The following is a 24,671-nucleotide window of genomic DNA, read 5'->3' as shown; positions in this document are numbered from 1 at the left end:
TTAGTCAAGAGCTTGTAAAAAATAAGACAGGTCGCCCCTGGCGTAAGCTTCGAGCAGCAATGCCCGCCAAACGGCCAGCGTAGCCACCTGATTGTCACTTTCGGCCTTGAGCAGCGCGTATTGCGTCTGGATAACGTCGGTGAGGCTGACCAGCCCGGTCTGGTACCGAACCTGCAGGGCCGTATACGCCTGTTGCGCAGCCTGCACCTGAAGCGGCAGTCGCCGGGCTACCTGTTCGGTCTGCTGCCGGAGCAGCGCGGCCGACCGGCGCTGACCATCCAGCGTGAGCCGGGTCTGGTTGAGCCGCTCGGCGGCCGCCTGACGCCGAAAATCCTGCTGCGACAGCAGGGCCGTGCGTTCGGCGGCCCGGAGCAGGGGGACTGTTAGGTGAACACCGGCACCGTAGTTGAACCGGCTAAAGGCCAGCCCTTCCCACGTATTCACTTCACCCCGGTAATCGATGCCGGAGCCACGGGCGTAGGTTGTGCCCCAGAAGGTAAGCCGGGGCAGGTACGACCGGCGAATCTGCGTTCTTCGCGCCAGTTCCAGATCAACCTGCGTCTTGCCGATTTGCTCGGCGGGATGCAGGTCGGTATTCGCTGCCGGCTGGGTGCGGGGTAATCTGGCTAGCAACTGGGTGTCGGTCAGGGCAAAGGTAGTGTCAGGGGTAGCGATCCACTCTGCCAGCGTCAGGCGGGCCTGGTCGGCTGCGGCCTGGGCGTTGATTTGCTCGACTTCCGCGCGGATTAGCTCTGACCGGACCAGGGCTGTGTCCAGTTCGGGACGAAGGCCCTGCCGGACCAGCGTTCGTACCTGCCGGAGCAGCGAGTCGGCGCGGGCGGTATTACGCCCGGCCAGCCGGGCCAGTTCCTGTTGCAGAAGGGCATCCAGGTAGGCTTTGGCTACGCTAGCTACAATGCGCAGCCGCTCATCAGACCCTTCGGCCAGCTTCACTGCCAATTCGGCTTCGGCCACGGCCATCCGGCTATCGAGGTACCCGAACGTAAACGGCGACCAGTTCATGAGGAAGCTGGCAGCACTGCCGGCAACTGGCTGCGCATTATTACCCGTGGAAGGCGGACCGCTAATCGGCAGCAAACCGGCCGGGTAAAACATGCCGGTGAGGTTATTGTAGGTAGCCAGATTGGCCTGTGCCGTGGCATCCAGCGACGGCAGGAGCGAGGTCTTCAGGACGTTCGTCTGCTGCCGGGTGGCGTCGGCTTCGTATCGTTTGGCGTTCAGCGACGGGTATCGTTTTTCAGCCTGTTGCAGCAGCGTTTGTAACTGGGTTGCTGATTGGGCGGCTACGGAGCCCGAAAGCAACAGCAGCCCTATAATCCGGCAGAGGTACTGCGGAGTCATCAGAAGCAAAATAGAGGAGATACAGGTTTGTGGTTTCTTTTTAAATACAGACAAAAATAAGCCAGTTCACCGGCCGACCATGGTAAAAAGAAAGGTTTGTTTGGTATTTTTGAAAAACGCACGTAGCACATTCCCGTATGCAGCCACTTACCGTTACCGCATCATCGTTTGAGGTGAAAAATAAGCTTGAGCCGGACAAGCTCTTCAAGGTGTCACGGTTTAAGGAGCTCATTAAGCGCACCCGGCCGCATAAGCATGACAACTACTACGAGATAATCGTGTTGTTTGAGGGAGCCGGCTTTCACTGGCTCGATGCCGAGCCTTTCCAGGTTGCTCCGCCGACGGCGTATGTGCTGAAGCCGGGGCAGTTACACTGCTGGCAGTTTACCGGAGTTCCGAAAGGGTTTGCCGTGCTGTTTAAGGAGGAATGGGTACACGCCATTCACGACGCGCATCTGTTCAATCTGTTGAAGGAACTGGAGCAGGAAATTTCGCTGAGTGTCGGGGCCGACGTGCATCTGCTGCTGCTCGAAATTGAAAAAGAGTACCTGAACCCTACTCCTCATTCGCAGGTAGTGCTGCAGGGGCTGTTGCAGGTGTTGTTTGCGCGTTTACTCCAGAACCGGAAAGCAGTAGCGACGGTCGCGGCCGGCAGCGAACAGCTATTCCGGAAGTTCCTGAGTCTGCTCCGGAAACCGGGTGGACCCATTTCGCAGCGGGTATATGAATACGCCTGTCAACTCGGCGTATCCCCGCAAAACCTAAATGCCATCTGCCGGCGGGTCAGCGGAAAGAAAGCGAGTGAGCTTATTGCGGAGCAGGTAATCCTGGAGTCGAAGCGGTACCTGTTGCATACCGACCATACCATCTCCGAAATCGCCTACCAGCTCAGTTTTGGCGACCCGTCCCATTTCGTTAAGTATTTCAAAAAGTACATAGGCCAGACGCCCAAGCAGTTTAAATCCGCTAATCAGTTGTAGGCGCGGCCTGCTTTTGCAGATATTCATTCACCTCACCGGCCGTTTGCCGCGCCGAGCGGTTGACGCCAATCAGCGTGGCGGAAGCGAAGCCCGTCCAGCCGCCGTAGCCGACCAGCCATAAGCCGGGCTGGCGACTGGCTCTGGTACCTTCCGTAGCTACCTTGCCATCCTCTTCTACGACGCCCAGCGGTCTCAGGAAGTGCAGTGCCGGCCGAAACCCTGTACACCAGATAATCGCATCAATAGTCTCCGGCGTACCATCCGGCCAGACGACGCCATCAGGAAGTAAGCTAATGAATGGCCGGCGGGCGTGCAGTACATCGCGCTCGCGAGCCTCCTTTACGCTGGGGACCATCACAATAGTCTCCAACCCGCCCGGCGGTGGGGCAGACCCATCCTGTTGGGCGGCATTATACCGGGCAGTAGCCGCCTGAAACAGCTGCCGGCCATCAACCTCATCGGGCAGAAAGTTGGGCTCGTCCAGCGTCACCCATTGGGTAGTAGCTACACGGGATACTTCGGCTAGAATCTGGGCGGCCGAATTGCCGGCCCCGACAATCAGGACCTTTTTGCCCCGGAATTCATCGGGTGAGCGGTACTGGGCAGAGTGCAGTTGTGTGCCGCTGAACAGCTCCTGACCGGGGTAGTAAGGCCAGTAGGGATTGCTCCAGTTACCTGTCGCGCAGATTAGCGTTCGGGTTCTGTACTCGCCCTGGTTGGTGTGCAGTACAAACATATCTTCGTGGTGTTCCACCGTTTCTACCTGCACCGGACGCAGAACGGGAAGGTTGTACCGTTTTTCATACTGCGTCAGGTAAGTGATTACCTCAAGGCGGGTAGGAAAGCCCTCCTGGGCCGACGGCATGAGCCAGCCGGGTAGCGAACTGGCTTCGGCGGGCGAAAACAGCCGCAGCGAATCCCAGCCGTGTTGCCAGGCACCGCCCGGCTGCGGCTGGTTGTCCAGAATCAGGTAGTTGCTGGTGTACCGGCGCAGGTGGTAAGCGGTAGCCAGTCCGGACTGGCCACCGCCGATGATAATGGTATCAAAGTGCCTGTGAGCATTCATGCTGAGCTATTCCGTAGTTGGTAGTTACGACATATACTCGTTAACAAATTGCCGGCTATACTGCTTAATCTGGTCTCGCACGGCCCTGAACTGGTCCATTATCTCGTCCGGTGTCCCCGTAGCCTTAGCCGGGTCGGGAAAGTTATAATGAAACGTCTGCGCGGTCGAAGGAAAGTACGGGCAGCGCTCCCGGGCGTTATCGCAGACGGTAATGACAAAATCGAAATCCACATGCTGGTACTCGTCCACGTGGTTTGAGGTATGCTGTGCGATGTCGATGCCGTCTTCGGCCATGACCGTTACCGCCCTGGGATTAAGACCGTGGGTTTCTACCCCGGCGCTGTACACCGTAGCGCGGTCACCGGCGAAGTGTTGCAGATAGCCGTGAGCGATTTGGCTGCGGCAGGAATTGCCCGTACAAAGGACCAGAATATTCATGCGTGTTTAGATTGAATCAGCAGGTTTACTTTTCGGCATAAACTGTTACGCTGAAAATTCCTTTACCTTCCTCACGATAGGCCTGAATGTCGGCTTCGCTGAGGTAGTTTCGCAGGACGTCTTCGGGCAGATGAATTTCCCGTTTCTTCTGAAGCCGGATGTTCCGGAATCCGGCTTCGTCAACCACCGCCAGATAATCTGTCAGTTGAATAGCGCCGGAAACGCAACCGGCATACAGTTCGGCATCACGTTGCAGCCCCTCCGGCAGATCGCCTTCCAGCACAATATCCGATACGCTGAAGTGACCACCGGGCTTCAGAATCCGGTATGTCTCCTCAAACGCTTTCCGCTTGTTCGGTACCAGGTTCATCACGCAGTTGCTGACAACGACATCGGCCAGATTGTTGGGCAGGGGCATGGTTTCAATGTCACCGAGCACAAATTCCACGTTGGTGTAGCCAAGCGCTTCGGCGTTCTGGCGGGCGCGGCTGACCATTTTTTCGGTAAAGTCGAGGCCAATTACGCGGCCGGTTTCGCCCGTTTCGGCGCGGGCAACAAAGCAGTCGTTGCCGGCACCCGAGCCAAGGTCAACCACCACGTCGCCGGGTTTGATCTGGGCAAACTGCGTCGGCAGACCGCAGCCGAGGCCAAGGTCGGCGCCAGAAACATAGCCTTCCATGTTCTGGTAGCTTTCGGCCATCTGAATACCTTCCAGCAGGTCCGTAGCCGGGCTGCAGCAGGAGGTTGGTACGCTGGCTTCGGAGCTACAGCCGCAGCCGCAACTGGTGACCGGGCCGGAGGATGGTTCGCTTTGCGCGATTTCGCTGTACTTCTGCTTAACGATTTCTTTGAGTTCTGTGGACGTTGCCATATGAAAGGTTGTTTTGGTGTGAATAGATAAGGTTTAAACTAATGATTTCTTCATGACGACAGCTGAGGCCGGGCAAAGCTGGCTGAACTGCTGTGTAGCGGCTACCGGCGATGGAACGGTGTTGCGCTCAACGCGTTCAAAGCCGTATCGCTCAAAGTATTGGTCGGCGGTGGTGGTGATCAGGTAAGCCTCCCGAACGCCTTGTTGTCGGGCAGTCTCCAGAACGGCATCGACGAGCCGGCGGCCCAGTTTGTGGTCGCGGTAGTCAGGGTCGACGGCTACTGAACGAAGCAGTCCGATGCTTTCAAAGGATTCAACGCCGGCAGAGCCAATCAGGCGTTCGTCATCCAGGGCGACAATAAAGCCCGGCAGGCCAGTAGGTAAATCGTTGACAGGGAGCTGAACAGACTCTAAAAGCGCCGATACCGTAGGCTGGTGGTCAGGTTGAGCGGGTTTTATGTGGATAGCCATACAGGTTAATAGGGATAAGAAGGTTGAAGTTTTAGAAAAAGGGAAGATTACACTCCCGTAATCTTCCCGTAATCGGGCTTAACAGCACGGGCTGTCACCGCAACAGTCGCAGATAGCACCACCGCAGCACTCAGGGGTGCAGCAGCCTTGTTCGCAGCAATTCTCGTTGTTCATGGTTTATCAATTTACAGGTAAAACAAAAATTTCGTACAACGTCATCGTAATTTTACGATAAATAAGGGCAAAAAAAATCAGCAACAGGTATTACCGGTGAAGGCGTCCAAAAAAGCTCCCAATGTCGCTTTTGCCTCTTCCCATACGGGTTCGTTGATGCAATAACATACCCGTGGCGGGTTGACGCTGCCTTTGATCAGGCCAACCCGGCTCAACTCTTTCAGGTGCTGCGACACAGTAGCCTGCGCAATGGGTAGTTCATCGACCAAATCTCCGCAAACGCAGCTTTTGGTCGCAATCAGATGCTGCAGAATGGCTACCCGCGCCGGGTGCGCCAGCGCTTTGGCCAGATCGGCGATGCGGTTCTGTTCCGCCGTAAATACTTCCGTTTTCGTAACGCCCATCCTTTGTCCCGGCTGGCAAAGCAGCCGGATTTTGTTAAATACCTAGTATGTATTAGTGTCTCGATTATTATATCGCAATATTACGATGAAAGGTTCAGTTATGGTAAAAAAAAATAAAAAATTTCTTTACCGGGTATGAAACTCTATAGAACCCGCTCCGGCATTGTGGTTGAGCACGATTCCCGTTTCTTCCGCGCCCCATCTGACGACTGGGATTACCTGGTCAATGAAGACAACCTTCACGACTTTCTGCAACGCGAAGTCCTTTCCACGGCCGCTTCCGACGAGTACCGGCGCTGGACGGAGCAGGAACTCATGCCGCCCATCGGCCAGCAGGAAATCTGGGCCTCGGGGGTAACCTATCTCCGTAGCCGTAACGCCCGCATGGAGGAATCGAAAGATGCCGGGGGTGGAGATTTTTACGAGCGGGTGTATGATGCCGAGCGGCCTGAATTGTTCTTCAAATCTACCGCAGCGCGGGCCGTTGGTTCGGGCGATGCGGTGCGGCTTCGGAAGGATTCAAACTGGAATGTGCCGGAGCCGGAGCTGACCCTGTTTATTACCAGTTCGGGGAAAATTGTGGGTTACACCTGCGGCAACGACATGAGCTCCCGCGACATCGAAGGCGAGAACCCTTTGTACCTGCCCCAGGCCAAGACCTACGACGGTAGTGCCGCCATCGGCCCCTGCCTGTATATACCGCAGGAGCCAATTCCTTCTGATACGACCATCCGGCTGCAGATTTTGCGGGATGGCCAACCCGCTTTCGATGAAAGCATCCGCATTGACCGTATGAAGCGGAAACATGACGAACTGGCCTCGTTCCTGTTCCGTGAGCTGTCCTTTCCTCACGGCTGCTACCTGATGACCGGTACGGGTATCGTTCCTCCTGACAATTTCACCTTACAGCCCGGCGATGTGGTTCGGATTACCATTGACGGGGTAGGAGCGCTGGAAAATACGGTTGTTCAGTAGCTTTTGTCCTGCTGAGGTTTTTGTCCTGCTGACGCAGGAAGCATCTTATGTGTAGACCAACCCTTAAGATGCTTCCTGCGTCAGCAGGACAAAAACACTAAGATACCACCCGCACACACTGTTTTACCTCCGCGACCTTCTGCCGCAGCCGTTCCAGGTCGGTATCCATCACGGTAACGTGCCCCATTTTGCGGAAGGGTTTGGTAATGGCTTTGCCGTACAGGAAAGGAAAGACACCCGGCATACCCAGCAGTTGCTCGAACCCTTCGTAGCGGGCCGGGCCGGTATGGCCGGGTTCGCCCAGCAGGTTAACCATGGCGGCCGGCTGGTAGGCGGTGGTATCGCCCAGCGGAAGGTTCAGAATGGCCCGCCAGTGCTGCTCATATTGTGAGGTGACATTGGCCCGGATGGTGTGGTGGCCGCTATTGTGCGGTCGGGGCGCTACTTCATTGACCAGAACGTCTCCGTCTTTTGTCAGGAACATCTCCACCGCCAGCAATCCTACAATACCAAAGGCTTCGGCGGTTTGGCGGGCAATGTCCTGTGCCTGCTGATTGACGGCTTCGGGTATTTCGGCCGGCGCAAACAGATATTCCACCAGATTCTGCTCCGGGTGAAAGACCATCTCGACCGTCGGAAAGGTCATCATCTCACCCCGCTCGTTGCGGCCGACGATGACGGCCAGCTCTTTGTTAAAATCTACGGCTTTTTCCAGCACACCCGGCGCATCGAACGCCTTATGGACTTCGTCGGCGGAGGCTATGCGTTGTACACCCCGGCCGTCGTAGCCGTCGCGGCCGAGCTTGTGGAAGGCCGGCAGGAATTCGGTGAACTGCGTGACGTGTCCACGGTCGTCGGTGAGGATAAAATCGGCGGTAGGCAGGTTGTGGTCCCGGAAAAACTGCTTCTGAACGCGCTTGTCCTGAATGGTTCGGATAACCGACGGCTGCGGATATACCTTTTTGCCTTCCCGTTCGAGCGCTTCCAGGGCGTCGACGTTTACCTTTTCAATTTCGATCGTCAGCACATCCACTGACTGACCAAACTGGTAGACGGTATCGTAGTCGGTGAGTGAGCCTTGTTGGAACGAGGTAGCCAGGTGGCGGCAGGGGGCTTCGGCGTCGGGGTCGAGGATATGGACCCGGAGGTTCCAGTCAATGGCGGCCTGCAGGAGCATTAGCCCCAACTGCCCTCCACCTAAAATGCCAATCGTCTGAGAAGAAAGTGATGAGATCATGCGGGTGTTGAATCGTCCCGCAAAAATAGGGATAAGCCTTATTGTCCGACCTCTTTTCTGATTAATTCCCGTACTTTCAGGCTGGTGAGCCAGGTATCGCCGTACGAAGACATGGTAAAAATAATACCGGCGATCTTCTGCTTCCGGTTTATCCACGGGTGTACCCCAAAAATTCCCGGTGAACTTACTTCGGTAGGGGTACTGGAACCGGGGTTAGTTACATCCCGCCATACGCCAATGCCGTACCGCAGTGGTGTCTGAACGCCCGTTGGTGTATACGGATTCTGCGGATACACCGTGTACGCCATGCTCGCGCCGTTGGTCTGGTCTTTTTCCATCTCCTGTATAGCAGCTTCACTCAATACCCGCTGTCCTTCGTATACCCCGTTGTTAACGAGCATTTCCAGAAAGTTGAGGTAGTCTGGTCCGACCGAGGCCGCGCCAATAGCAATGCCGGGATTATTCCCGTTTGTATACACCGTATATAGCATATTACAGGGCTGGGCAATTTTTTCCTTGAATAGCACCGGCCAGCTTTTGCCGGAGGCTACTTCGGCCATCCGGCCGGCGACATGCATACCCAGATCGCCGTAGAAAAAGGCGGTGCCGGGTGTGGAGAGCAGTTTGGTAGTGCGGCCAATGGAATCAACGGCCTGCGCCAGCGTCAGCACCCGGCGCACCTCAAAACCCTGCGGGGTATTGCCGGGCAGACCGGAGGTATGCGAAAACAGCTGCCGGAGGGTAATATGGCCTTTACCGTAGCGGGTGAAATTGGGCAGGTATTTACCAACGGTATCATTTAAAGAGAGCTTACCTTCGTCAACCAGCGCCATAATGACGGCACCTGACAGCCACTTGGTGGCCGAAGCGAGCGGGATGGCTTCCCGCTTGTTCATGGCCAGCTCGAACTCATAAACCGGCCTCTCCGCCTGACTTACCAGCACCAGCACATTGCCCCGGTACCGGGCAATACTATCCAGCAATACCTCCGTGACAGGCTCAAAGTTGTAGACTCTGGGCGTAACGTCTTTGGGAGATCGGCAGGATAAGATTGCGGTCAGCGACAGCAGGAGGCAGGCCAAACGTATCATACAGGCTGCGTTTAAGATCGAAAGGTAGCCATAGGTAACAGAATAGTCAAGCGTGTGAATAGGTTGAGAACCAGGCCCGGACAAATGCTTTCGGCCGGGCCTGGGCTATATTACAGCGTTTTCTCCACCAAACCACCTTTACGGCTGTCAACCTCTACCGTGTATTTATCTTTACTGCCCCGCACAAGCCAGCGAACCCGGACGGAACCCATACCGGGAATGTTTGGCACCTCAATGGTAGCGGGGTTGTTTTTCTGCTCCCTGGCCAGGTTCATATCGGCGTTTTCGACCACCATGGCGGCAATAACATTGGCTCCCTTGAGCGTGATGTAATCCGGCCGTTCGATTTTGTACTTCACATCATGCGCCGAGTGTGTCGGGATGACGCGCTGATTAACTACCAGCGCCGTTACCTCCGTCAGGCCATTACCGAGCGAGCGTGCCGTAATCGAATGCACGTCCACCTTAGGCGTCTGGTACGCGTGAAAAAGCGTAAACGCCATGTTGCGGTGAGCATCCTCCTCCAGCATAAAGCCGGGATGATTTCGGATGAAGTTCTTCTTCGAACCGCCTATCTCGATATCCCCGTACTGCGGGTGCTTGTACGACTTCCAGGCAACGTAGGCATCATCGAACAGCAGGTACTTGCTGAACTCGTTGAACTCATTATTATTGAACCGATTCTCATTATTTTTCTGCCGGAACAGCATGTTGGACGTCATCAGCTCATTAGAGAAGGTGAAGATGCCCCGGCCCAATGCCAGCCAGTCAATTTCACCCCCGTATACGGTGTACAGATCTTTGTAGATGACGTAGTAATTGTAGCCGGGAATGATTTTCTCCCCGGTTTTGCCGATGACGTCATACACGGCAATATCCGAGGGTGAATAGTACTGCTGATCTTCTTCAGCACCCGGCCCGCGCAGGAACATACCACCGTAGTTGTGGTAGCTCTGGGCTCCGGCAATATTCGGATGACTCATAATGAACTTCTTAATAGCCTGTGTCTCAGGCAGAGTGCCGGGGTAGTACAGTGCTCCGTTCTGGACGTAGTTCGGCTGCCAGCCCCAGCCCCAGTCGCGGTTGGGATCGTAGGAGCCAACGGGGTCTTCGTTGACCAGCCCGTCGCCATCGTTGTCAATACCCTCGTAACCCAGCATTTCGTACTCACCGGGCTCCTCGGGCTTCGCCGGAATCATGCGCGTGGGGTCGTTGGGGTCCTGCTTCCAGCGGCCAACGGGTGATTTCCGGCGCATCATCACAATGTTGCCATCACCATCGAGATCATCGAATTTATCTTCATCAACGTAGCCGTCGCCATCATCGTCCAGCGGCAGCATACCCGATCGGGGCGAGTTGGCGTTGTTTGGGTTCCGGATAAAGTCTTCGCGGGCGTCGGGGTTGATGGAGGGGGCGATGTAAAACACCTTGTCCTTCAGCAACTGGGTAATGTACTCGGCATTCCCGAAGTTTTCGGCCAGGTACCAGGCGGTATACATGGCGATTTCGGAGCCCTGCAACTCGTTGGAGTGGATGTTGCCATCAATGTAAAACCCGGGTTTGCGATCGGCATTGCCCGTTTTTGTATCCGTTACGATCAGCACCCAAAGATCCCGACCCTGCACGGTTTTGCCCATCGACTCGTATTTGACGAGGTTGGGATGCGCCTTGGCCATGTCCTGGCAGAACTTGGTGATGCCAGCGTAATCGTTGTAGTGGTTCCAGCGCATCGGTACTTTAGGATTGGCTGGCGAACCAATGGCACGCATGCCCGTCAGTTCGTCATTTTGGGCGGGTTTCTGCTGGGCAAATGAGGGTATGGTGAGCAGGCTGCTGAGAGCCAGAATAAAGATTTTTTTCATAATTTGAGGATGCACGCAGGGTTAGCGAAGGGTAACATCTACCGTTTTGGTGCCGGTCATGGCGTTGCCGGCTTCGAGAATGGCGCGGCCGGTACCGTTGACCAGGAACGATACTTCCATGGATTCGCCGGCCGCCATTGGGCCGCGCAGCACCATCCGCCGACCAGACACGACCGACTGGCCGTTACCCGTTTTCAACTCTACTTTCATTTTAGGCACAAACCGTACCCGGTCGCCAATTTCGGTGCCGGTTGGCATCAGGCCCCGGTTTATTACCTGCGCCGTTACCCGCGTCAGGCCACCTGACAACGATTCGGTCCGGACATTGACAATGTCGATAACCGGCATTTGACGGGCCAGCGCCGTGAGGAACCGGACGTGCTTATCGGCACTCTCGTTGAGGAGGGTTACCGGAGGGTTCAGTTTGGCAAAAGGTGCGATACCGCCTACCTCTGCTTTCCGGCCGGGGAAGTCAGGATGCTCAATGGGTGTCCAGTTGACAAAAGCGTCGCTGATGTTGTTGGCGGCTGCCCATTTCAGGTAACGCACCTCTTCATTTGTCGACGGAGTACCCGCACCGGCATTACGGGCCGGTTCACGTCTGGTGGTATCACGCGGGGTACCGGCGGTGTTATCGGTTTTGGGTAGCCACCAGCCGGGCGTCGAGAAGCTGAACCGGCCGTAATGGTAATAGGCGGTCTGGGCGAAGTTGCCCCTGGTAGCCGGCATGGCCGGGGCGTCTTTCAGGCCGGTCTGGCCGTTGTACAGTTTAGACACCTGATCGCCTACCGTGGCATCTTTTTCCAGCAAACCCGTTATAATGCGCTTGGTGGTTTTGGCCCGGTCAAACTTAGGGGCTTCCGACAGATTATTGTATGGGCCGAACGTAAGCACTGCATAGACATTGGGCGCTTTGTACAGGAAATCGAGCAGCGCACGGTTTTCCGGCTCCGATACCGGCATCTCACCCGAACCGGGGGTAAAGAAGGGGTAATCAAACGTAAAATTTTTGTCCAGCGCAATACCACCGGCGCCATCCTCATTGAAGGAGCCGTCTTTGTCGTTATCAATGCCTTCGGTAATGACGATGTAGCGGCCGGTTTCGCCTTTGGCGGGATCGGCTTTTACCAGCACGCGGGGGTCTTCTTTGCTGGGAATAAAGGTGCCGGTCGGGTCTTCAACGCGCACCTGGGTAATCAGCCCGTCGCGGTTGAGGTCTTCAAACGGGTCTTCGTTGTTTCGACCGTCGCGGTCATCGTCGGTATCGGCCCCGTTGCCGCTGCGCTCGTAGCGGGGGCGGGCCGAGAACTGCTCCTGGGCATCGGGGTTGATGCTGGGGAAAAAGTAAAAGGTTTTGCTGTCCAGCAGCCGGGCTACGCTATCCTGATTGGCGGCCGCCAGGAGTTTCTCGGCGGTTTGGACGGCCAGTTCGGTGCCGGCCAGGTGCGTGCCGTCGACGCCGGCTACAACGGCAACCGCGGGCTTGCCGGCCGCAGGACCCCGGCCGATGGTTAACAGCCAGATGTCTTTGCCGGAGCGGGACTTGCCCACGGATTGCAGCGACGACAGTCCGCCATGCCGGCCGGTGAGTGCCCGCAATCGGGTGGTTAACTGGGCGTGATTGATATACGAAGTGGTAGGCGTCTGGGCCAGAATGGCATCAGCAGTGAGCCAACTGACGAGCAAAGCCGATAACAATCGGTATGTCATGCAAATGAAGTGGGTTGAAAATAAGTGAAACCTTAAAATTAGAGAAAACCCATAAAAAAGCCGCACCCCAGCGTCCGGGGTGCGGCTGTATAGTCGAAAAAAGCAGGCTGTGACTTACTGCCTGATCTCGAACTCAGCGTCTTTCAGACCCTTATTGACCTCAATCTTCTTCACATTGAGCGTCAACTGCATGGGGCCCATTGATTGCTGGATGGTATGCGGAAACCTGATGCCGTTTACTTCTTTGTAGTCGCTAAAGCTGACCGGCACCTGCATCTCGCCCTGGGGACCAGGCTGGGTGGTAATCTGCTGCACCCGGAGGCCGGATTCTGAATCAAAGAAATCGGTCCAGGTGATGCCTTCGTCGGTGGTGTACACCACTTTGTAAGCATCTTTGCCGTTTACTTTTTCGGTGCCGGCCAGGGTGGCTTTTACGCCATTCTGGGCCATCCGCAGTTCGGGGAACGTCCCGCTGGTCAGGGTGATCTGCCGGGCTTCTTTGCCTTCCAGCGTCCGGCCCTGGCCCATCTGCATCATGGAGACCTTGGTGCCGTCGCTGATTATTTTGACCACTTCCATACCCATGGCGTTAACGACCATCGACGATTTGTTGGGTGACATCGTCTTCCGAACCATCTCCATAGCCTGTCCCTGTACTTCGGTCGTCAGGGTTACGGTGATGTCGTTCACTTTCGCCAGCGCTTCTTTACCGCCGATAGCCGCAATGTATTTGTCAATCACCTGCTGGGCGTTCATACCTACCGGAGCCGCTTTGGCAGGCGCTGGGGCATTTACCTTATTACCCTGCGTGTCGTAGTACTCTACATCGCCGAAGCGCTTGAGCTTATCGGCAATCTCGGAGCCTTTTCCCACCACCACAATGTAAACCCGGCTCGGGTCGATGAACTTCTGGGCCATCTGCTGAATCTCGGCATCCGTCACCTTCTCGACGTTCTTCAGGTAATTGGCGTAGTAGTCAGCCGGTAGCCCGTATTGCGCCGTCCGGATGGCGTAGTTGGCGATGGTCTGCGGATTTTCCAGCGAGAAAACGTAGTTGCCGGAGAAGATATTTTTGGTCCGCTTCAGCTCTTCTTCGCTGGGCTTACCTTCCCGGATGGCTCTCAACTCATTCATCAGCTCAGCCACGGCGCTATCGGTAACGGCGGTACGGACACTGGCACCGGCGCGGAAACGGCCGATCAGGCGGTCAGACGTCAGCGAAGAGTTTGCCCCGTAAGTATAGCCGCGCTTTTCGCGCAGGTTCATAAACAGACGGGCCGTGGCACCGCCACCCAGAATATCGTTCATCAGGCTGCTCCGGATCGCATCGGGGGCACCGGGCTTCAACTCAGCCGGAGATACCACCGCAATGACCGATTGAGCCGCACTCGGCCGGTCGACCAGCACGATCTTGGTTTTCTCCGGTGCCTTCGGCATAGTATAGGTGGGCTTCGGCACGTCGCCCCGCTGCCACTTGCTGAAATACTTTTCCACCAGGGTCCGGGCTTCGGCGGGGGTAATGTCACCGACTACGGCCAGGTAGCCGATGTTGGGCCGGAAGTAGGTATTATAAAACGTCCGGGCATCCTCCAGCGTCACCTTATTAACCGTCTCCTCCGTAGCGGTTTCGCCGTACGGGTGGTTCTTGCCATACATCACCGCATTGCTAACCAGCGAGGCAATAGCGTTGGGGTTGTCCTTGCGGGAAGCAATGGCCGAGATATTTTGCTTTTTCAGCTTGTCCAGCTCCGCCTGCGTGAAGTTGGGGTTCAGCAGCACGTCGGCCATCAGTTCCAGTAACTGATTGGTGTGTTTCTTTAGCGAAGCGGCATAGATACCCGTGGGCGAAGTGCTCAGGGTGGCCCCAATAAAATCGACGGCTTCGTCAATCTGGTCTTTCGTGCGTGTTTTGGTACCGGTCTTCAGCAGGTCGCCGGCAATGCTGACGTAACCTGCTTTTTCGCCCTCCAGAATAGGCTCGTAGTCGAGCAGCAGGTTAAAGGCCACGCGGGGCAGCTTGTTGTTCTGCACCACAAATACCCGCAGCCCATTGGCGAGGGTAAACGATTCCGGATTGGCTAACTGAATAACCGGAGCCGGGGCATCGGCTGGTAGTTTGGTCCGATCCAGCTTCTGCGCGAACCCCGTCGTAACCAGAGCCGCCAGCGAAGCCGTCAGAAAAGTGTGTTTGATATATGCTTTCATGCTAAAAATCAATTGAAAAACTGTTGAGCCCGTTTATTCTCCTTTACTTTCCGCTGCTTTCTTCGGCTCCATTGATTTGGGCAGGTAATACAGCACCACCCGGTTCTCCTTAGTCAGGTACTTATTGGCTACCCGGCGCAGGTCTTCCTTGGTGACCTTATTGTATCGCTCCAGTTCAGTGTTGATCAGATTGGCGTCGCCGAAGTACATCCTGTAGTTGGCCAGGTTTTCGGCGATACCCGCTGCACGGGCGTTGCGCGTTACGAAGTCGGATTCAATCTGGTTCTTCACCTTCTGAAATTCCCGGTCCGAAACCAGTTCTTTTTTTACGCGCTCCATTTCGGCATTGATGGCGGCTTCCAGCTCTTCGGCCTTGGTGCCCATATTGGCAATACCGATGGTGATGAACAAACCGGGGTCTTCCAGCGCCAGCGGGAACACGCTTGTTTGCAGGGCTTTCTGCTGTTTGTCAACAATCTCCTTGTTCAACCGGGAGCTTTCGCCGTCGGCCAGCAGGGTAGTGAGCACGTTCAGGGCGTAATAGTCGGGGGTGCCCTGCGCCGGCATATGGTAGGCCTGGAATACGCCGGGCAGCGTAATGTTATCGTACACAACATCGCGCACTTCCTGCTTTGACTCCGGCTCTTTTACATTAGGACGGTAGATGGGTTTGGTTCCTTTGGGAATCTCCGCAAAATACTTCTCGATCAACTGCCTGGTTTGCTCGATGTTGATGTCGCCGGCAATGGACAGAATAGCGTTGTTGGGTACGTAAAACTCCTTATAGAAGTCCCGGAACTCCTCAATCTTGGCTGCGTTCAGGTCTTCCATGGAGCCGATCGGGGCCCATTTGTAGGGGTGAACTTTGTACGCCCGCTTCAGTACTTCCGGAAAGAACGAGCCGTATGGCTGGTTTTCGTAGCGCTGCCGGCGTTCTTCCTTGACAACTTCCCGCTGGGTGTTTACGCCGGTTTCGTCGATCTTGGCGTGCAGCATCCGTTCTGATTCCAGGTACAGGCCCAGCTCAAGCTTGTTGGAGGGCATCACTTCGTAATAGAAGGTCCGGTCGTTGGACGTGTTGGCGTTTAGCTGCCCGCCGGCACCTTCGACCGTTTTCATGTACTGGCCACGCTTGATATTTTCCGAGCCTTCAAACATCAGGTGCTCAAAAAAGTGCGCAAAACCGGAGCGGCCGGGCTTTTCGTTCTTCGAGCCGACATGGTACATCACCGTCACAGCTACTAGCGGGGTACTGTTGTCCTGGTGCAGGATCACGTGCAGGCCGTTCGGCAGATCGTATTCGGTAAATTTAATGCGGCCCTGGGTTTGTGATGAAGCGGTTGCCGACGGCCTGGGAGCGGCCTTCGACGTTGTTTTAGGCGTTTGCGCACCAGCCGACCATAACAGGCATTGGCTGAGGGCAACGCATAGCACTAATTTTCTCATAGTAAGAGAGTCACAGGTTGGTTACTCGTTCCAGAATTCTTCAAAAATAACGATTAAAATGGTAGTTTAGTAGAGAAACCGCAGGGTTGCTATATCAACGGTACTATCCCTCCACCAGTGGCAGGCCACTCAGCCATGCGGAAGAATGGAATACAGCCCCAGGTAGGTGATGGCTCCGGCAACGTAGCCAATCAGGGCCAGCCAGCTGATTCTCCGGATGTACCACATAAACTCCAGCTTTTCCATACCCATTACGGCAACACCCGCGGCTGAACCAATAACCAGTAAACTACCACCCGTACCGGCGCAATAGGCCAGAAACTCCCACATTTTAGAATCGGTAGGATAGGTGGCCAAGTCGTACATACCCATAGCAGCCGCCACAATCGGTACGTTATCGACGATGGCCGAGACAATACCGATCAGGAAGATGATCAGGTCCAGGTTACCCACGGCATTGTCGAGCGAAACGGCCAGCGTACGCAGCAGGCCAATGGCCTGCAACGCGCCTACCGCCAGCAGAATACCGAGGAAGAAAAGAATACTGGGAGCATCGATCTTGGATAGGGCATGCGCGGCCGAGAAACGCTTTTTGTCTTCGTCATCTTTGTCGGCGTGGATAAATTCGGAGATGGCCCAGACAATACCCAGCGACAGCATCATACCCATGTACGGAGGCAGGTGCGTAATGGTTTTGAAGGCCGGTACAAACAGCAGCCCACCAATGCCGGCGGCCAGCATAACGGCCCGGTCCCGGCGCTTTAAGGGAGATACGTACGGTCGGCTGATACCGTGCTTTGCGGTCCCGACATCGCCCTGAGCGCCCGGCTTAAACTGATAGGTGAGTACCGTTAAGGGTACCACCATACACACGATACTTGGTATCAGCAGCGTCATGATGATGTTGACGGTGGTAATCTGACCGCCGATCCAGAGCATGGTGGTTGTTACGTCACCAATGGGCGACCAGGCCCCGCCCGCGTTGGCGGCAATGATAATCATCCCGGCCATCAGCCGTCGCTGTTCGGGGTTACGGACTAGTTTGCGCAGCACGGAGATCATCACAATCGACGTAGTGAGGTTGTCGAGCAGCGCCGACAGAAAGAAGGACAATATGCTGATGATCCAGAGTAGCATGCGGGTGTTGCGGCTGGAGATACGGTCGGTGATCAGGTTAAATCCTTCGTGGGCATCCACCAGTTCCACAATGGTCATGGCACCCAGCAGGAAGAACAGGATCTCGGAAATTTCCGCTAAGTGTTCGGATAATTCCGTTACGGTATGCTCGATGTTACCGGTCGACAGCGCGTAAATTGTCCAGCAAACCACGCCCGTAATCAGGGCAGAAGCGGACTTGTTCAGGCGAATGGGGTGTTCAAGGGCGATAAGCAGGTAACCAATTACAAAAACAGCAACAATGGAAATTAGCATAGTAGAATGGGTGGTTGGTTGAACCAACCTTGGTTATAGCGGGTTAAAATTAGGCCGCTCTGAACGGAATAATTAGAATTAGAATAAAATTAATTAACGATGCTGGTGATTCGGGTGCCTTTTTTGTGGGTCGAAGGGATGGCGCTTTTTCCGCTGGTGCTGGTCCGACGGCCTGATCCTAATCCGGTGCTAATCAACCACGAGCGGGTCCATCTGCGGCAGCAACTGGAACTGGGTATCCTGCCGTTTTACATCTGGTATTTAATTGAATACCTCATCCGTCGGTGGCAGTACCGGGATCATTATATCGCCTACCGCAACATCAGCTTCGAGCGGGAGGCTTATACCCATGAAAAGGATCTGGGCTATCTGCCGGGCCGCCCCTGGTTCAACTTCCGGCATTACATCTGATTGGTGTTGGGTTTGTGCGTAATCACGCCCACCATCATGACCAATGCCGAAAAGATAACCACCAGCATCAGAATGCCTTCCCGAAACCCCGTCAACATCAGTTTTGGCGGAATACCGAGGTAGAGTAAAATCGTGATCAGACCTCGTGGCGCAATCCAGAGAATGGGGTAGATGGAGCCGCGAAAGGTAGCCCGCAACGTTAGGAAGCGCACACCCACCACAACCAGCACAAAAATCAGACTGACGATCAGCGCATCCATATCGAGCATGGTTTTCGCATTGGCGGCATAGCCGAACAGCAGAAAGAAAAACGTGCGCACAACAAACGCACCTTCCGTGGTCAGGTTTTTGAGCTGGTCCAGTTCCCGCTCAAACAAATCATTCTTAAAGATCTGGTCGAGCCTGCCTTTGATAAACAACTCGGTATTGTTCAGAAATAATCCAAAGACCAGAATAAGCAACAGCGACGACAGTTGGTAAATCTTGGCGATGGCGTACACCAGAAACAGCACCGAAATGATGGGCAGAAATTTGACCGGGTGGTTGATCCGGCTGATCAGGTACAACAGCAGAAAGCAGCAAACCAGCGAAATAACGGCCATCAGCACCGTGTCACGGACGAATACAAACGAGGCATCGAATACGGATGACTCACTGCTAAGCACCAGAAAGTTGAACAGCATCACCCCCAGAATGTCTGAGAAAGAGGACTCATACGTCACAAACTCCCGTTGCGCATACGCCAGATTCCGGACGCTCGGGATAGCCACAGCGCTGCTGATCACGGCAAAGGGGGTGGCGTTGACCAGGCATTTGTCAAAAGATTCTTCCAGTAGAAGGTAGAGGGTAGTGGCGATCAGCAGGGAGGTGATAACGATGGAGGAAAGCGCCATCAGAAACGTTCGCCGGATCAACCCGTACCGTTCCGGTTGCAACTCCAGATCCAGGCCCCCTTCGAGTACAATCAGGATCAGGCCTAATTGCCCTAACAGAGCCAGCGTCTGGTCGATAAACGGGAGCTGGACCTCAAGGTAGTTGGTAGCCTGGCGAATGATCATTCCCAGGGCCAGCAGCAAAATGACAGATGGGGTCTTGTATCGGCTACTAAGCAAGTCGAAGATATACGAAATCAGGACCGACAGGCTCAGAATAATAATCCAATAGGATGAATCCATGCGGTTGAGCGGTGGGCTACAAAATCTACTATACGCGCAAGTTAGGCAATTTTGGTAACTTGCCGGTAACGTACGCCCCCTCTACCCTATCATCTCCGTCGCAATCTTAGCCGACAGCAGACACAACGGAATGCCCCCGCCCGGATGCACGCTGCCGCCCACAAAATACAGATTATCGAACTCACGCGAAAAGTTGGCATGGCGCAGAAAGGCCGCAAAACGGTTGTTGGAACTGTTTCCGTAGAGGGCACCCTGCGAACTGGACGTTTTGAACTCAATGCTGCGCGGGTCCAGAATAGCCTCGGTTTCGATCAGCGGGGCTAGGTCGACGCCCAGATTGTGACTGAGCTTCCGGATAACGTTCTGCCGGGCTTCGGTGATAATGGCATCCCAGTCCTGGCCGGTATTGTTGGGGGCGTTTAGCAGGATAAACCAGTTTTCGCAGCCGGGGGGCGCATCGTCGGGTTTGTGCTTGGACGTTATGTTCAGGTAGATGGTCGGGTCCTGGTACAGCTCATGCCGGTGGAACAGGTAGTCGAACTCGGTTTTGTAGTCGTTGCTGAAGAAGATGTTGTGCAGGCCCAGCTGCGGAAACGTTTGCCGGATACCCCAGTAGAAGATAAGCCCCGAACTGGATTTGGGTTGTTTCAGAATCCGCTCCGGCTGCCGGGCGGTCGGCAGCAGCTTTCGGAACGTATTGACTACGTCCATGTTGGAGATAACTACGTTGAATTGCAGGGGACCTGGGGCGTGGGCCGTGGGGAGACTGGCTGTTTTGCCCCCCTGCTTAAGGCGTAACGCCACCACTTTGTTCCCTTCCGTCACTACTTCTGTTACGCGCGTGTTGTAGTGAAACCGTACCCCCAGGTCTTCGGCCAGCTTCACCAGACTGTTGGTGATGCCGATCATGCCTTCTTTGGGAAAAAACGCGCCGATGTTGTACTCCAGGTGCGGAATGATGTTCATCAACGCCGGGGTCTGGTAGGGGTCGGAGCCGTTGTAGGTGGCGTAGCGGTTAAAGAGCTGCACCAGTTTAGGGTTCCGGAATCGCCGTTCATTGGCACCATTCATGGTACCAAACACACCTAGACGGGGCAGGTGCCAGTAACCGCGCAGGGCATCTCGGTTGAGCCAGGTAGAAGCCTTATGCAACGACCGGTGCAGGAACAGCTTTTCAGTGACGTCAAACTTCTGCGCGCTGTCTTTCAGGTGGGCGTGCAGGTGTCCGGCGGGTTCCCCCAACTTCGCTTCCACTTCCCGGCCAAAGGCCTCGTGGTCGGCCCAGGCGGTCAGCTGGGTGCCATCGTCCCAGAAATAGCGGCAAGTTTCGTCCAGGCGATTGTATTCAAAATAGTCCTGTGGGTTACGGCCGGCCAGCCGGAACAGTTCATCGACCAGATGAGGCATCGTAAACAGGGAGGGGCCGGCATCGAACCGGTAGCCATTCTGCTCAAAGCTGGAAAGTTTACCGCCTGGGTAGGCGTTCGCTTCAAAGACATCGACCGAATAGCCCCGAACAGCCAGCCGGATCGAAGCCGCAATGCCGGCGATCCCAGCACCGATGATGGCAGCAGTCATTATTGAGTGATGAGTTATGAATTAAGAGTGATGAGTTGAAAGTTCGGCGTCAGCTAACCGCCGGGCGGCCCCGTCTTAATTCTTCACTCTTAACTACTTTCGTGGGTAGTAGTACAACGAAACAGAAGCAGCATTGTTCCGTTCACTCAGGGTAAAATAGCCCCGTCCGTCCCGGTCGAAGCAGACAGCCTCGCCTTGTGGCTCAATGCGGTAGGGAAGAGAACGCGGTGAACGTTTCTGTAACGCATCGGCCAGCAGTTCATCGCCCTGGCGCTTCCAGTACATAATGCTCAGGTAGCTGCGAAGCAGAATTTCACTGCCGTCGGGTGAAATATCACCACCCGTAACACCCGATACCAGCGGGATCTCCCCATACGCCTGGGCGGTGGTGACCTCGGTGGTACTTTGTGGGTAGGGGAGCCGGAACAGTTGCGCATTTTCTTCCCGCTTTGTAACAACCCACAAATCGCGTGTTTTGGGGTCCAGCAACAAGGCTTCGGCGTCACGGGAACCATCGGGGTAACGGAACGTGATGCGGTCCACCTGGGTAACCGGTTCGTTCTGGCTTTTAGGTTCGGGCAGCCGGTAAATGGTATAAGTCTGTTGCTGTCCGCCGTTATCACCAATATCGCCAATGTACAGGTACGTGATGCCCGACTGGGGTCCGGGGCCTACGGCAATATCTTCCCAGTCGCGGTTTTGCGCATTTGGTATAGCGGTTTTCCCCTTTACCTGTCCGTTGTGGCCCAGCAGCGCGAGCACCCCCGGCGCTCCACTATCTTCCTGCACCCATAGGTTTCCGGGCATACTGCGGCTGTCGACAAGACCGGATGCTTCGTCGATCTGACCGGCCTGAATTGCCGAAGCCGTGGGGTCACTGGAAAATCGTGCCTCCGACGTTTGTACTGCCGTCAGATTACAGGCCTGGACCAGTAACGCAAAAAACAATGTCAGGATAAGTCGCATGGATAGTCATAGTCAAAAAGAGTTGCTAAATAAAGTAATATGAAGCAGTAAAGGTTTAGAAACGTATGAATATTTAGTGACAGTAGAATGGAAAACATGCCTACTTATCTAACGGTAGGGTCTCCAGTCCGTACATTTGGTTTTCAGAAGTTTTGTTTAACCTAATCTTTACTATGCAATTTAACACGCACTTCATCGGGTCTATGAACGGCACCATGCCCCGGCGGGCAGCCCAAGGCCTCCTGGTAGGGTTACTGCTGTCGGCACCAGCGTTGCAGGCTCAGGACGCGGCCGGGTATCAGACGCCCCCCAAGGCCTTGGCCGATCTGGTCAACGTACCACCAACACCAACGGTCAGCGTTACCTCAAAGGGCGATTACCTGCTTATTATGGAGCGGGCGGCCAATCCAACCATCGCCGAACTGTCGCAGCCGGAACTACGGCTGGCTGGCCTGCGCATCAATCCGGCTAACAATGGCCCCAGCCGCGTCAGCTATATCAATGGGCTGAAGCTGAAAAAGCTGTCGGGTAAGGAGGAGGTCGCTATTAAAGGTATGCCGGCAGAGCCGCGTATCAGTTACGTGCAATGGTCACCTGACGAGACCCAGATTGCCTTTGCCCATTCGACCGACAACAAAATAGAGTTGTACGTGGCCGATGTGGCCTCGGCTACCGCCCGGCGCGTTACCGACCTGGCCCTGAATGCCGCCTATGGCGTGCCCTTCCGCTGGGTGTCCGACAGCAAAAGCCTGGTAGCGAAAACCATGCCGGCCGGTCGCGGCCCGGCTCCGGCGGAAAACAGGGTGCCAACGGGACCTGCCGTTCAGGAGAACCGGGGCACCAAAGCGCAGGCCGCTACCTACCAGGATCTGTTAAAGAACCCCTCCGACGAAAAGATATTTGAGTATCACGCAACCGCGCAGGTAGTACGGTTGGGGCTGGACGGTTCCGTGCAGGCTATTGGGCAACCGGGTATGGTGCAGGATGCCTCGCCTTCTCCGGATGGACGGTTTGTGTTGGTGGAAACCTCACACCGGCCTTTTTCCTACCTGGTCCCGGTATACCGGTTTCCGCTGAAGTCGGACGTTTACGCCATAACCGGTACTTTGGTAAAAACGCTGCACGACAGCCCGTTGCAGGAGAACATACCCTGGGGGCCGGATGCCGTACAGACCGGACCGCGTAACTACGAATGGCGGGCCGATGCACCGGCAACCATTACCTACGTAGAAGCGCAGGATGGTGGCGACCCCAAGCGCAAAGTTGACGTTCGAGATAAAGTATTCAGGCTCGAAGCGCCGTTTACGGCTCAACCCAAAGAAATTTACGCAGCTGCCAACCGCTTCACGGGCTTTGAGTGGGGCAATGAGACGACCGCCATTGCTACGGAACGCTGGTGGCTGACCCGCAAATCGGTAACCCGGCTGGTCAATCCGGCCACCTGGCAGGCAACCACCTTATTCGATCGCTCCTCGGAGGATCGTTACGGCAACCCCGGCCAGTTTGATACCCGCAAGAACCAGTACGGCCGCGAAGTGCTGAACATCCTGCCGAACAACGACATCCTGATGGTAAACGCGACTGGTGCGTCGCCCGAAGGGGACAGGCCATTCGTAGGTGTACTAAACCTGACTACCAAGCAGACGCGGCCGCTCTGGCGGTCAGAAGCGCCGGTATTCGAGCGCCCTGTTGCCGTGCTGGATGCCGTCAAAGGCCTGATCCTGACCACCCGCGAGACGCCGGAAGAGAACCCGAATTATTACATACGTAACCTGAACGCGAAGAAAAAAGTTAACCCGCTGACGCAGGTAACGGCCTTCCCGCACCCGTATCCACAACTGAAAGGGATTCAGAAACAGCAGCTCCGTTACAAGCGTAACGATGGCGTGGATCTGACCGCTACGCTGTATCTGCCGGCCGGCTACAAAAAAGAGAACGGCCCGCTGCCGACATTCCTGTGGGCCTATCCAGCCGAGTTCAAGAGCAAAGATGCGGCTGGTCAGGTATCCGGTTCACCCTACCAGTTCAACCGCGTATACCCGATGGGGGCCGCTATTTTTGCGGCAATGGGCTATGCCGTGCTGGATAATGCCTCTATCCCAATTGTGGGCGAAGGCGACAAGGAACCCAATGATACGTATGTAGATCAACTGGTTGCCAGCGCCAAAGCCGCCATCGACGAAGGCGTCCGGCTTGGCGTGGTTGATCCCAGCCGCGTTGGTGTTGGTGGCCACTCGTACGGCGCGTTTATGACGGCCAACCTGCTGAGCCACAGCAACCTGTTCCGGGCGGGTATTGCCCGCTCGGGTGCCTATAACCGGACACTAACCCCCTTCGGCTTCCAGAATGAGCAGCGTACCTACTGGCAGGCACCAGAGGTGTACAACCGGATGTCGCCGTTTATGAACGCCGATAAAATGAAAACGCCCCTGCTGCTGGTGCACGGCGAAGCTGACAATAATACCGGAACCTACCCGATCCAGTCGGAGCGCTACTACAATGCCCTGAAAGGCTTCGGGGCTAATACCCGGCTGGTATTCCTGCCGTACGAAAGCCACGGCTACACGGCTAAAGAATCCTTACTGCATATGTTGTGGGAAATGAACGGCTGGCTGGACAAGTACGTTAGGAACGCCGATGCCTCCACCGCCAATAAGGCTAGTACGGTGGGAGGTAGTAAGTAGGTGGTGGGCACCATCAGGAACAGTTACCGCCCACCTAATCTGAGATCTGCATTGCTGAACTACCGGTTTTGGTGTAGCTTTGCGGCACCAAAACCGGTAGACTTGCCGGAGCTATTATGACTTTTTTCCGGCAG

20 protein-coding genes are annotated in these 24,671 nt (G+C 55.4%); 4 read left to right on the top strand and 16 right to left on the bottom strand.

Annotated elements, in window-relative coordinates; genetic code table 11:
• The gene (locus ABD949_RS01615; RefSeq protein ID WP_345240051.1) at positions 1–1,362 is read right to left on the bottom strand and encodes a TolC family protein; all 1,362 of its coding nucleotides are present in this window, start codon (positions 1,360–1,362) and stop codon (positions 1–3) included.
• A 137-nt stretch (positions 1,363–1,499) separates the two neighbouring features.
• On the opposite strand from ABD949_RS01615, the gene ABD949_RS01610 reads away from it, so the two are divergent.
• Positions 1,500–2,342, top strand: coding sequence for a helix-turn-helix domain-containing protein (locus ABD949_RS01610; RefSeq protein ID WP_345239937.1), 843 nt, complete (start codon positions 1,500–1,502; stop codon positions 2,340–2,342).
• On the opposite strand, the gene ABD949_RS01605 is transcribed toward ABD949_RS01610, so the two are convergent.
• The 5 genes from ABD949_RS01605 to ABD949_RS01585 all read right to left on the bottom strand — a co-directional run bounded on the left by ABD949_RS01605 (position 2,329) and on the right by ABD949_RS01585 (position 5,766).
• The gene (locus tag ABD949_RS01605) at positions 2,329–3,408 is read right to left on the bottom strand and encodes an ArsO family NAD(P)H-dependent flavin-containing monooxygenase (protein WP_345239935.1); all 1,080 of its coding nucleotides are present in this window, start codon (positions 3,406–3,408) and stop codon (positions 2,329–2,331) included. The genes ABD949_RS01610 and ABD949_RS01605 overlap by 14 nt on opposite strands.
• A gap of 24 nt (positions 3,409–3,432) precedes the next feature.
• Entirely contained in the window at positions 3,433–3,846 is a 414-nt protein-coding gene (locus tag ABD949_RS01600; protein ID WP_345239933.1) for an arsenate reductase ArsC, read from the bottom strand.
• Positions 3,847–3,871: 25 nt separating this feature from the next.
• The gene (locus tag ABD949_RS01595; RefSeq protein WP_345239931.1) at positions 3,872–4,717 is read right to left on the bottom strand and encodes an arsenite methyltransferase; all 846 of its coding nucleotides are present in this window, start codon (positions 4,715–4,717) and stop codon (positions 3,872–3,874) included.
• A 33-nt stretch (positions 4,718–4,750) separates the two neighbouring features.
• Entirely contained in the window at positions 4,751–5,188 is a 438-nt protein-coding gene (gene arsN2 / locus ABD949_RS01590; protein WP_345239930.1) for an arsenic resistance N-acetyltransferase ArsN2, read from the bottom strand.
• A gap of 251 nt (positions 5,189–5,439) precedes the next feature.
• Positions 5,440–5,766, bottom strand: a complete 327-nt coding sequence (locus ABD949_RS01585) for an ArsR/SmtB family transcription factor (protein ID WP_345239928.1) — start codon at positions 5,764–5,766, stop codon at positions 5,440–5,442.
• A gap of 135 nt (positions 5,767–5,901) precedes the next feature.
• Here ABD949_RS01585 and ABD949_RS01580 point away from each other — a divergent pair, with 135 nt between their 5' ends.
• Positions 5,902–6,741: a fumarylacetoacetate hydrolase family protein gene (locus tag ABD949_RS01580; protein WP_345239925.1), complete on the top strand. Its 840-nt coding sequence runs from the start codon at positions 5,902–5,904 to the stop codon at positions 6,739–6,741.
• A gap of 97 nt (positions 6,742–6,838) precedes the next feature.
• On the opposite strand, the gene ABD949_RS01575 is transcribed toward ABD949_RS01580, so the two are convergent.
• From ABD949_RS01575 to nhaD, 7 genes are all read right to left on the bottom strand, one after another.
• Positions 6,839–7,978, bottom strand: coding sequence for a 5-(carboxyamino)imidazole ribonucleotide synthase (locus ABD949_RS01575; RefSeq protein ID WP_345239923.1), 1,140 nt, complete (start codon positions 7,976–7,978; stop codon positions 6,839–6,841).
• 38 nt (positions 7,979–8,016) lie between these two features.
• Positions 8,017–9,069: a serine hydrolase domain-containing protein gene (locus ABD949_RS01570; protein ID WP_345239921.1), complete on the bottom strand. Its 1,053-nt coding sequence runs from the start codon at positions 9,067–9,069 to the stop codon at positions 8,017–8,019.
• Between the two features lie 110 nt (positions 9,070–9,179).
• A complete protein-coding gene (locus tag ABD949_RS01565; RefSeq protein WP_345239919.1) occupies positions 9,180–10,931 on the bottom strand; it encodes a M14 family metallopeptidase in 1,752 nt (583 codons plus the stop codon).
• Between the two features lie 21 nt (positions 10,932–10,952).
• Positions 10,953–12,641, bottom strand: coding sequence for a M14 family metallopeptidase (locus ABD949_RS01560; protein ID WP_345239917.1), 1,689 nt, complete (start codon positions 12,639–12,641; stop codon positions 10,953–10,955).
• 114 nt (positions 12,642–12,755) lie between these two features.
• Positions 12,756–14,846: an insulinase family protein gene (locus ABD949_RS01555; RefSeq protein WP_345239915.1), complete on the bottom strand. Its 2,091-nt coding sequence runs from the start codon at positions 14,844–14,846 to the stop codon at positions 12,756–12,758.
• A gap of 33 nt (positions 14,847–14,879) precedes the next feature.
• Positions 14,880–16,292, bottom strand: coding sequence for a M16 family metallopeptidase (locus tag ABD949_RS01550; protein ID WP_345239913.1), 1,413 nt, complete (start codon positions 16,290–16,292; stop codon positions 14,880–14,882).
• A 129-nt stretch (positions 16,293–16,421) separates the two neighbouring features.
• Entirely contained in the window at positions 16,422–17,723 is a 1,302-nt protein-coding gene (gene nhaD, locus ABD949_RS01545; RefSeq protein ID WP_345239912.1) for a sodium:proton antiporter NhaD, read from the bottom strand.
• A gap of 99 nt (positions 17,724–17,822) precedes the next feature.
• On the opposite strand from nhaD, the gene ABD949_RS01540 reads away from it, so the two are divergent.
• Complete coding sequence (locus ABD949_RS01540; protein WP_345239911.1) at positions 17,823–18,134, top strand: hypothetical protein; 312 nt, start codon at positions 17,823–17,825, stop codon at positions 18,132–18,134.
• Here ABD949_RS01540 and ABD949_RS01535 read toward each other — a convergent pair.
• The 3 genes from ABD949_RS01535 to ABD949_RS01525 form a co-directional block, all read right to left on the bottom strand.
• Entirely contained in the window at positions 18,125–19,309 is a 1,185-nt protein-coding gene (locus ABD949_RS01535) for a cation:proton antiporter (protein WP_345239910.1), read from the bottom strand. The genes ABD949_RS01540 and ABD949_RS01535 overlap by 10 nt on opposite strands.
• Before the next feature lie 81 nt (positions 19,310–19,390).
• Entirely contained in the window at positions 19,391–20,887 is a 1,497-nt protein-coding gene (gene crtD, locus ABD949_RS01530) for a 1-hydroxycarotenoid 3,4-desaturase CrtD (RefSeq protein WP_345239909.1), read from the bottom strand.
• 93 nt (positions 20,888–20,980) lie between these two features.
• Complete coding sequence (locus tag ABD949_RS01525) at positions 20,981–21,853, bottom strand: PE-PGRS family protein (protein WP_345239907.1); 873 nt, start codon at positions 21,851–21,853, stop codon at positions 20,981–20,983.
• A gap of 215 nt (positions 21,854–22,068) precedes the next feature.
• Between ABD949_RS01525 and ABD949_RS01520 the strand changes: the two genes are divergently transcribed.
• Entirely contained in the window at positions 22,069–24,537 is a 2,469-nt protein-coding gene (locus ABD949_RS01520) for a S9 family peptidase (protein WP_425576716.1), read from the top strand.
• Positions 24,538–24,671: the final 134 nt, after the last annotated feature.

The sequence above is a fragment of the Nibrella saemangeumensis genome, assembly GCF_039541915.1.
Taxonomy (GTDB): Bacteria; Bacteroidota; Bacteroidia; order Cytophagales; family Spirosomataceae; genus Nibrella; species Nibrella saemangeumensis.
Note: the sequence above shows the minus strand (reverse complement) of the source record. Positions and strands in the feature narration are given on the sequence as shown.